This is a genomic window from uncultured Oscillibacter sp. (assembly GCF_900546705.1).
Taxonomy (GTDB): domain Bacteria; phylum Bacillota; class Clostridia; order Oscillospirales; family Oscillospiraceae; genus Oscillibacter.
In genome coordinates, this window is the sequence record NZ_URDP01000055.1 from 1 (window position 1) to 9,845 (window position 9,845).

At 61.7% G+C, this 9,845-nt stretch carries 11 protein-coding genes; all 11 read left to right on the forward strand.

Annotation, left to right across the window (positions count from 1 at the left end):
• Nucleotides 1-954: molybdopterin cofactor-binding domain-containing protein (locus QZS13_RS09405; protein WP_295588287.1), on the forward strand; the 954-nt coding region annotated here is incomplete at its 5' end.
• Nucleotides 955-967: 13 nt separating this feature from the next.
• Nucleotides 968-1,849 (forward strand): xanthine dehydrogenase subunit XdhB, encoded by an 882-nt coding sequence (gene xdhB, locus QZS13_RS09410; protein ID WP_295588290.1) that lies wholly within the window; start codon nt 968-970, stop codon nt 1,847-1,849.
• Nucleotides 1,849-2,346, forward strand: a complete 498-nt coding sequence (gene xdhC, locus QZS13_RS09415; protein ID WP_295588292.1) for a xanthine dehydrogenase subunit XdhC — start codon at nt 1,849-1,851, stop codon at nt 2,344-2,346. The genes xdhB and xdhC overlap by 1 nt, the downstream gene beginning before the upstream one ends.
• A 173-nt stretch (nt 2,347-2,519) precedes the next feature.
• Nucleotides 2,520-3,236, forward strand: a complete 717-nt coding sequence (gene pyrH / locus QZS13_RS09420; RefSeq protein ID WP_295588294.1) for a UMP kinase — start codon at nt 2,520-2,522, stop codon at nt 3,234-3,236.
• 52 nt (nt 3,237-3,288) lie between these two features.
• Complete coding sequence (frr, locus tag QZS13_RS09425; RefSeq protein ID WP_295588295.1) at nt 3,289-3,846, forward strand: ribosome recycling factor; 558 nt, start codon at nt 3,289-3,291, stop codon at nt 3,844-3,846.
• Entirely contained in the window at nt 3,846-4,598 is a 753-nt protein-coding gene (gene uppS / locus QZS13_RS09430) for a polyprenyl diphosphate synthase (RefSeq protein ID WP_295588297.1), read from the forward strand. Before frr ends, uppS begins: the two co-directional genes overlap by 1 nt.
• A 25-nt stretch (nt 4,599-4,623) precedes the next feature.
• Complete coding sequence (locus tag QZS13_RS09435) at nt 4,624-5,475, forward strand: phosphatidate cytidylyltransferase (protein WP_295588299.1); 852 nt, start codon at nt 4,624-4,626, stop codon at nt 5,473-5,475.
• 59 nt (nt 5,476-5,534) lie between these two features.
• Nucleotides 5,535-6,683, forward strand: a complete 1,149-nt coding sequence (locus QZS13_RS09440) for a 1-deoxy-D-xylulose-5-phosphate reductoisomerase (protein WP_295588301.1) — start codon at nt 5,535-5,537, stop codon at nt 6,681-6,683.
• Between the two features lie 16 nt (nt 6,684-6,699).
• Nucleotides 6,700-7,779: an RIP metalloprotease gene (locus QZS13_RS09445; RefSeq protein WP_295588304.1), complete on the forward strand. Its 1,080-nt coding sequence runs from the start codon at nt 6,700-6,702 to the stop codon at nt 7,777-7,779.
• Between the two features lie 12 nt (nt 7,780-7,791).
• Complete coding sequence (gene ispG / locus QZS13_RS09450; protein WP_295588307.1) at nt 7,792-8,829, forward strand: flavodoxin-dependent (E)-4-hydroxy-3-methylbut-2-enyl-diphosphate synthase; 1,038 nt, start codon at nt 7,792-7,794, stop codon at nt 8,827-8,829.
• A 147-nt stretch (nt 8,830-8,976) separates the two neighbouring features.
• Nucleotides 8,977-9,845 (forward strand): PHP domain-containing protein (locus QZS13_RS09455; RefSeq protein ID WP_295588310.1); only part of this gene is annotated, 869 nt, incomplete at its 3' end.

A 9,845-nucleotide genomic window follows, 5' to 3' on the forward strand; every position in this document is an offset into this window, starting at 1 on the left:
GCGGTGTTCTGGTACAATACCGCCGTGTGGCCCATCTCCCTGGAGTCCTCCTCCTGCCGCATGGTGCTCAACCAGGACGGTTCTCTCCAGTTCCAGACCGGCGAGACGGAGATCGGCCAGGGCTGCGACACAGCGTACAGCCAGATGGTGGCCGACGCGGTGGGCGTGCCTCTGGAGGATGTGCATGTGGTGTCCTCTCAGGATACGGACGTGACGCCCTTCGGCACCGGCGCCTATGCCTCCCGGCAGACGTACATCGGCGGCTTTTCCATCATGCAGACTGCCACGGCTCTGCGGGAGCGGATCTTGCAGGTGGCCCACGAGCAGACCCGTATGCCGGTGAGCAATCTGGACCTGGTGGACGGCAAGATTGTCCGCAAGAGCGACGGCCGGGTGCTCAAGACACTGGGAGAGCTGGCAACAGAGAGCCTGTACTCCCTGACGGACAGCCGGCATATCACCGCCGAGACCACGGCGCAGATCAAGTCCAACGCCTATTCCTTCGGCTGCACCTTTGCCGAGGTGGAGGTGGATATCCCCCTGTGCAAGGTCAAGCTTTTGAACATGGTCAACGTCCACGACTGCGGAACCCTCATCAACCCCGCACTGGCGGAGGCCCAGGTGCACGGCGGCATGTCCATGGCCATCGGCTACGGCCTCTCCGAGGAGCTGAAGTTCGACGAAAAGACCGGCCGGCCCCTGAACAACAACCTGCTGGACTACAAGCTCTCCACGTTTATGGATCACCCCCATCTGCACGCGGAGTTCGTGGAGAACCCGGAGCCTACGTCCCCCTATGGAACCAAGGCTCTGGGCGAGCCGCCGGCCTGCTCCGGCGCGCCGGCCATCCGCAACGCCATCTTCCAGGCCACCGGCGTGGCCATCGACTGCTGTCCCATCACGCCCCATGTCCTCTACCGCAAGTTCAAAGAGGCGGGGCTGATCGAGGATTGAGGAGGGAATACCTATGTATGATATGAAAGCGCTTTATCAGGCCCAATCCGTTCAGGACGCCGTGGCCCTCCGCATGGCGCACCCCCAGGCGCAGATCATCGCCGGCGGCTCCGACGTGCTGGTGCAGATGCGGGAGGGGAAGCGGGCCGGCGCGGAGCTGATTTCCATCTACACGCTGGACGAGCTGCGGGGCATTTCCATGGAGGACGACGGCACGCTGCGCATCGGCAGCCTCACCAGCTTCTCCCATATCACCCGCGACCCGCTGATCCGGCAGTATCTGCTCACGCTGGGTGAGGCGGTGGACCAGGTGGGCGGACCCCAGATCCGCAACATCGGAACCATCGGCGGCAACACCTGCAACGGTGTGACTTCCGCAGACTCCGCCTCCACGCTCTTTGCCTATGATGCCGTGATCGAGCTGACCGGCCCGGAGGGCGTGCGATGCGTGCCCATCCAGGACTTTTACATCCGTGCCGGGCAGGTGGACATCCGCCCCGGCGAGATCCAGACCGGCATTTTGATTTCCAAAGAGAGCTATGCCGATACCTATGGATACTATATCAAGTATGCCATGCGCAACGCCATGGACATTGCCACATTGGGCACGTCCGTGAATGTGCGGCTCTCCGCCGATAAAAAGACGGTGGAGCGGGCCCGGGTGGCCTTCGGCGTGGCCGGTCCCGTGCCCCTGCGGGCCAAAACGGCGGAGGCACTGGCGGCCGGAAAGCCGCTCACTGCGGATTTGGCGGAGGAATTCGCCAAGGCAGTAAAGGAAGACATCCATCCCCGGGATTCCTGGCGGGCAGCCAAGGACTTCCGGATGCATATTGCCGTGGAGTGCGCCCGGCGCGCCTTTGCGGAATCGGTCAAACGGGCGGGAGGTGCACTGTAATGGCACAGATGCAGACGATCCATTTCAATCTCAACGGCAAAGACGTGGAGCGCACGGTGGACGTGCGTGCCAGCCTGACGGATATGCTCCGGAACGACTTCCGTATGACCAGCGTGAAAAAAGGCTGCGAGGTGGGAGAGTGCGGTGCGTGCACCGTCCTCATCGATGGGGAGGCGTTCAACTCCTGCATTTACCTGGCTGTCTGGGCCGAGGGAAAGAACATCCGCACGCTGGAGGGACTGCTGGGCCCCAACGGGGAGCTCAGCGATATCCAGCTTGCCTTTGTGGAGGAGGCTGCCATCCAGTGCGGCTTCTGCACACCGGGCTTCATCCTCACGGCGGAGGAGATTCTGGAAAGCGGGGAGGAGTACACCGACGAGGAGCTGCGCAAGCTGCTTTCCGGGCATTTGTGCCGCTGCACCGGCTATGAGAACATTCTGCGGGCAGTGAAGCGCACCATGTACCGGCGGCTGGGCAAGCCCATGCCGGAGGCATGAGCGTGCCGCCCATGGGAAAAACGGCAAAAGACCGGTCCGGAAAAACGGGCCGGTCTTTTGCGCTGTCCGCGGCTGCGGATTTTTTGGGAAAATCTTGTCTACCCCCTATGCAAACAAGGGAAAATACGTTAAAATACATCTGTATGAAATTCCGTCCAAATGGAGGATCGAATATGGGAAAACCGATTTATAAGCGGGTCTTGCTGAAAATCAGCGGTGAGGCTCTGGCCGGCGATCAGCACACCGGCCTGAATTTTGAAGTCATCGGTCAGGTGTGCGACGTGATCAAGCAGTGCCTGGACCTGGGCGTCCAGGTGGGGCTGGTGGTCGGCGGCGGCAATTTTTGGCGCGGCGCCAAAAACAGCGGCGGCAAGATGGAGCGCACCCGCGCCGACCATATGGGCATGCTGGCCACGGTGATGAACTGTCTGGCCGTGGCGGATGTGTGCGAGCAAAAGGGCATCCCTGTCCGGGTGCAGACCGCCATTGAGATGCGCGCCATTGCCGAGCCTTACATCCGCTCCCGGGCCATCCGGCACCTGGAAAAGGGCCGTGTGGTCATCTTCGGCGCCGGTACCGGCAACCCCTACTTCTCCACGGATACGGCCGCTGTGCTGCGGGCCGCGGAGATTGAGGCGGACGTGATTCTGCTGGCCAAGAACGTGGACGGCGTGTACAGCGCCGACCCGGTGAAGGACCCCAGCGCCGTCAAGTACGATGCCATCAGCTACGACGAAGTGCTGGCCCAGCACCTGATGGTGATGGACACCACGGCCACCTCCTTGTCCATGGACAACCACATCCCGGTGCTGCTGTTCGCCCTGAAGGACCCCCAGAATATCATCCGGGCCCTGTGCGGCGAAAAGGTGGGCACCATCGTCGGAGAATAAAAGCACGCGCGGTTTGCGCTTTCCACAATTTGTGAAAGGAAGGAACCACATTATGCTGAAAGATGAATACAAGATTTACGAGGACAAGATGAAAAAGAGCATCGACTCCGTCAACGCGGACTTTGCCTCCGTACGGGCGGGGCGCGCCAATGCGGCGGTGCTGGACCGGATCACGGTGGACTACTACGGCAGCCCTACCCCCATCCAGCAGATCGCGGCCATCTCCTCTCCCGATCCCCGGGCCCTGGTGATCCAGCCCTGGGACGGCAGCGCCCTCAAGTCCATTGAAAAGGCCATCCAGAACTCCGACCTGGGCATCAACCCCCAGAACGACGGCCGTACCATCCGCCTCAACTTCCCCCAGCTGACGGAGGAGCGGCGCAAGGAGCTGGTCAAGCAGATCCACAAGTACGCCGAGGCCGGCAAGGTGGCCATCCGCAACATCCGCCGGGACGCCATGGAGAACTTCAAGAAGCAGGAGAAGAAGTCCGAGATCACCGAGGACGAACTCAAGCAGGCGGAAAAGGACCTTCAGAAGCTGACGGACGAGAGCTGCAAGAAGCTCGATGAGCTGCTGGCCAAGAAGGAAAAGGAATTGATGGCGGTCTGATGGCAGAGCAGATGAAAATGAATGACGGGGCGGGGCAGGCCGGCGGCTTGCCTCGCCATATTGCGATCATTATGGACGGCAACGGCCGCTGGGCCACCAAGCGGGGCCTGCCCCGCACCGCCGGCCATAAGGCGGGGGCGGAGACGTTCCGCCGCATCGCCACCTACTGCAAGAATATCGGCGTCAAATACCTTACGGTGTATGCCTTCTCCACAGAGAACTGGAAGCGCTCGGAGAGCGAGGTCTCTGCCATCATGCTGCTTTTGAAGCGGTATCTGACGGAGGCAGTAAATACTATGGAGCGGGACCATATCCGGCTGCACTTCTTCGGCGACATGACGCCCATCTCTCCGGAGCTGCAGGCTCTGGCCCATGAGACGGACGAAATTACGGAGCACCTGTCCAAGGACGATTTCCAGGCAAACGTCTGCCTCAACTACGGCGGGCGGGACGAGATCCTGCGGGCTGCGCGGCGCTTTGCCGCAGACTGTGCGTCAGGGAAGAAGCGGCCCGAGGAGCTGGACGAGGCCATGTTCTCCGGCTATCTGGACTCCGCCGGTATTCCCGACCCGGAGCTCATCATCCGGCCCAGCGGGGAGCTGCGGCTTTCCAACTTCCTTTTGTGGCAGTGCGCCTATTCGGAGTTTTACTATACCGATACCCTCTGGCCCGACTTTGACGAGGCGGAGCTGGACCGCGCCATTGATGCATACCGTAAAAGAGACCGCCGCTTTGGCGGTGTAAAGAAATAAGGCTTTACAAAAAAGGGTTGATTTCATGTTCAAACGCGTGATGGTTGCCGTGGTCGGCATTCCGTTTTTAATCCTGGTGCTGGGTGTGGCGCCCGAATGGGCCACCATGCTTTTGGTGTGCGGCATGTGCGGCGTAGGCGCTTGGGAGCTGATGCATGCGGTAGCCGGGGAAGCGGGGAAGCCCCTGATCCCCCTGAGCGTACTCTCGGCAGTGCTGGTGCCTGTGTGCGTGTATATGGAGCTGTCCATCCGATACGCGGAGCTGACCGCGCTGCCGGTCCTGCCTTTGACGGGCATGCTGGGCGCGCTGCTGGTGCTGGCGCTGTTCGTGGTGTCCATCTGCCGCTACAGCGGCGCACGGCCTGTGCCCTTTGCCGCCGTCACCGCCGCGCTTTTTGCCGGGCTGGTGTTTCCGCTGATGCTCAGCTGTCTGCTGCGGCTGAGGATGATGCCGTACATTGGAATGCTGCTGGTGTTCTTCCCTCTGTGCATCTCCTTCGGGTCCGATACCTTCGCTTTCTTTGCCGGCTTGCTGTTCGGTAAGCACAAGCTGACCCCCGTCAGCCCCAAAAAGACGGTGGAGGGCGCCGTGGGCGGCCTGGTGGGCGGTGTCTTCGGTACGGCGCTGATGATGGCGGTTGGCTCCTATGTTCTTGCGGACGCCTTCTGGAACTTTGAGCTCCTGGCGCTGTTCGGCCTGGTGGGCAGCGTCGTCAGCCAGATCGGTGATCTGAGCTTTTCCGTCATCAAGCGGGAGTTCGGTGTCAAGGACTACGGCAACCTTCTGCCTGGCCACGGCGGCGTGCTGGACCGGTTCGACTCCGTGACCTTCGTGGCGCCCTTCGTATGGCTGGTCGTGTGCATGGGTATATACTGATCTGGATGCTATCTTGTAGTTTTAGGATTGTTTTCAGCTTTTTGGAATAGGATAGGATTATGAGTAAGACGATTTCGATTTTGGGCTCCACCGGCTCCATCGGCCGACAGACCCTGGATGTGGCGGAGCAGCTGGGGCTGCGGGTGGCAGCCCTCACCGCCAATGCCAGCGTGGAACGGATGGAAGAGCAGGTGCGTAAGTTCCGCCCCCGCCTGGCAGTGCTGACCGATGAGGCAGCTGCAAAAGATTTGGCTGTGCGGCTCCAGGACACGGATACCAAGGTGCTGGGGGGTCACGCTGCCCTGATGGACGCCGCCGTGATACCGGAGGCGGACACGGTGGTCACCGCTGTGGTGGGCATGGTGGGCCTGGAGCCCACACTGGCTGCCATCGGAGAGAAAAAGCGCATTGCCCTGGCCAACAAGGAGACACTGGTGTGCGCCGGGCAGCTGGTCATGGATGCGGCGGATGCGGCAGGGGCAGAGATCGTGCCCGTGGACTCGGAGCACTCCGCCATTTTCCAGTGTGTCCAGGGCTGTGCCGACCGGCGGGAGATCAAGCGGCTGATTCTGACCTGCTCCGGCGGCCCCTTTTATGGGATGACCTACGAGGAAGTGGGGAAGATGACCCGTGCGGACGCTCTGCGCCATCCCAACTGGAAAATGGGGCCCAAAATCACGGTGGACTGCGCCACGCTGATGAACAAGGGGCTGGAAGTGATTGAGGCCATGCGTCTTTACCGGCTGCCCCTTTCCCAGGTGGACGTGGTCATCCACCGTCAGTCCATCGTCCACTCTTTGGTGGAGTACCGGGATGGTGCCGTGCTGGCTCAGCTGGGCACACCGGATATGCGCCTGCCCATCCGCTACGCCATGACCTATCCCAACCGTGGGGAGAACCCGGCACCGCCGTTGGATCTTCTCACCTGTCCGCCCCTGACCTTCGCCCAGCCGGACCGGGACGCGTTCCCCTGCCTGCGTCTTGCGGAGGAGGCGGCCACGGAGGGCGGCACTGCCTGCGCCATCCTCAACGGCGCCAACGAAGAGGCGGTGGGCCTTTTTCTGGCGGAGCGGATCGGCTTCCACGACATTCCCCGGCTGGTGGCCAAGGCCCGCAGCGAGGTGGCCGTGGTGCAGAACCCATCCCTGTCTGAAATTCTGGCGGCTGATGCCGCGGCCCGGCAGAGCGTGCTGGACGGAGCTTTCTGAAACTAGGAGACAGTGCATGACGATTCTTTATATCCTGGGAGCGATTTTGATCTTCGGCGTCCTGGTGGCGCTTCACGAGTTGGGGCATTTTGCGGCGGCAAAACTCTGCGGCGTCCGGGTCAATGAGTTTTCCATCGGTATGGGCCCGGTACTCTGGTGCCGGGACCGGGGCGAGACCCAGTACTCCCTGCGGGCGCTGCCCATCGGCGGCTTCTGCGCCATGGAGGGGGAGGACGAGGACTCGTCCGACGACCGGGCGCTGAACGCCCAGAGCCGGTGGAAGCAGCTGATCATCTTCGCTGCCGGACCGCTGATGAATCTTCTCACCGGATTTGTGATCCTGCTGGGCATCTATGCCGGTGCACAGGTGTTTCAGGTGCCGGCGATTGCCGGTACGGCACCGGAGTTTGCCCAAAACAACGGCACCACGCTGGAAGCGGGTGACGTGTTCTGGTCCATCAACGGCGAGCGGGTCTATCTTTTCAATGATGTGGACCTGCTGCTGAACCTTCACCGGGGCGAGCCGCTGGACCTTGTGGTGGTGCGGGACGGAGAGAAAATTTCCCTGGAAAACCTTCAGTGGAGCACTTATACCGGTCTGGAGGGAGAGCAGTATGAGGGTTACGGTATCTACAAGGACCTGACTGCTACGGAGGAGGCCACGTTGGGGAGCCGGCTGCGCATGGCCTGGCTGAACACCGTGGACTTTGTCCGGGTGGTGCGGCTGAGCTTGCAGATGCTCTTCACCGGCCAGGCGGGCGTGGATGACCTGAGCGGACCGGTGGGAATCGTCTCGTCCATGACGGAGACCGGGGAGCAGGCCCAGGCCCTGGGCGGCATCCGCGCGGCCGTGGGCAGTATGTTCTATTTTGCCGCCATGCTGGCAGTGAATCTGGCAGTCATGAATCTGCTGCCCATCCCGGCACTGGACGGCGGCCACATTCTCTTTTTGGCGGTAGATGCCGTCTCCATGGCGCTGCTGCGCAGAAAAGTGCCCACCCGGTACATGACCGCAGTGAACACAGCGGGCTTTGTGGTGCTGATGGGCTTTATGCTGTTTGTGACGTTCCATGACGTATTCCGTCTGGTGGGGTAATAGGAGGAATCCATGACAAAGAAACTGATGGTGGGCAAGGTGGCCGTGGGCGGAGGTGCCCCGGTCTCCATTCAGTCCATGTGCAATACGAAGACCGATGATGTGGCTGCCACGGTGGCCCAGATCAAGAAGCTGGAGGAGGCCGGATGCGAGATCATCCGGGTGGCTATTCCCGATCAGGCTGCGGCGGAGGCGGTGGACAAGATCAAAGAGCAGATCTCCATCCCGCTGATTGCCGATATCCACTTCAACTACAAGTACGCTCTGGAGGTGGCCCAGCGGGGCATCGATGCCATCCGCATCAACCCCGGCAACATCGGCGGGGAGGAGAAGGTGAAGGCGGTGGCGGACATCTGCCGCCGCAAGAACATCCCCATCCGCATCGGCGTCAACGGCGGTTCCCTGGAAAAGGAGCTGCGGGCCAAGTACGGCGGCGTCACCGCCGAGGCTCTGGTGGAGAGCGCCATGGGGCACGTGCGCCTTTTGAACAAGTATGATTTTGACGATATCTGCATCTCCGTCAAGTGCTCCGACGTGCCGCTGACCATGGCAGCCTATCGGCTTTTGAGCCAGCAGACGGACTACCCGCTCCATCTGGGCGTCACCGAGGCGGGCACGCCTTCCATGGGCATGGTAAAGTCCGCCATGGGCATCGGAGGCCTTTTGTGTCTGGGCATCGGCGACACCATCCGCGTGACGCTGACTGCCGACCCGGTGGAGGAGATCTACGCCGCCAAGAAGATCCTCAAGGCGGCGGGACTGCGGAAAGAGGGCGTGAATCTCATCGCCTGCCCAACCTGCGGCCGTACCCGGATCGACCTGATCCCCATTGCCGAGGAGGTGGAGCGGCGGCTTATGAACTGCGACAAAAACATCACTGTGGCGGTGATGGGCTGCGCTGTCAACGGCCCCGGAGAGGCCGCCGCGGCGGACATCGGCATTGCCGGCGGCAAGGGAGAGGGATTGCTGTTCCGTAAGGGGGAAATCCTTTACAAAGTGCCGCAGGAGCAGCTTGTAGACGCGCTGATGGCAGAGATCGACAAACTGTAAAAGCGAAAAGACGCCCGCAGGAGGCAAGACGGCCCGGCCGCGCCGGACTGCCGTTTCCACCTTGCCGGGCGTATCTTTTCGGCTGGCGGAAAACGGGGCTGCGGCCTGCGGTTCCGCAGATACGAGAGATTGAAGTGAGAGGGAATCATGGCAGGAAACATCCCGTTTTTTGATATGTTCGCGGAGCTGCAGCTTTCGGGAGAGCTTCGCCTGAAGCTCTCCGGGGCGGAGATTACCGGCGCCGTTATCGACCAGGGGAAGATGACCATCTCCCTGGATTTGACGGCCCGCACGCCCATGACCGAAGAGGATACCCGCGCTCTGGAGACGCTGATCCGGGGCGTGTACGGTTTTTCCCAGGTGCAGATCCACCTGACGGCTCCCGAGGCGCCCCGGGCCGCCGCGCCTGCGGAAGCATCCCCGGCCCCGACCTCCGGCAAGGACAAGCAGGGGGGCGGCGTGTCCAAGGTGCTGCTGGGCAAGCCCATCAAGGGCCGCACCAACCCCATGCGGGAGCTGAATCTGAAGATGGGCACCGCCACCGTGGCGGGCAAGGTCTTTGCGGCCGAGTGTGTGGAGACCCGCCGCCCCGGCATGTGGCGGCTGCACTTTGACATGACGGACTACACCAACTCTGTCAGCGTTCATAAAAATCTCTCCGCCAAGGAGGCGGAGCAGTACGGCACGGCCATCAAGCCGGGCATGTGGCTGTGCGTCCAGGGCAAGATGGAACCCACCTGGGACGGTAAGGATATTCAGCTCAATCCGTACCACATCAACGTGATCGACCACGCCGAACGGCAGGACACCGCCCCGGAAAAGCGGGTAGAGCTGCACCTGCACACAAAGATGAGCAACATGGATGCCCTGACGGACACCAAGGAGGCCATCAAGACCGCCATCCGCTGGGGGCATCCCGCCATTGCCATCACCGATCACGGCGTGGCCCAGTCCTTCCCGGACGCCTGGCACGCCGCCGGAGACAAGATCAAGATCCTCTACGGCGTGGAGGGCTA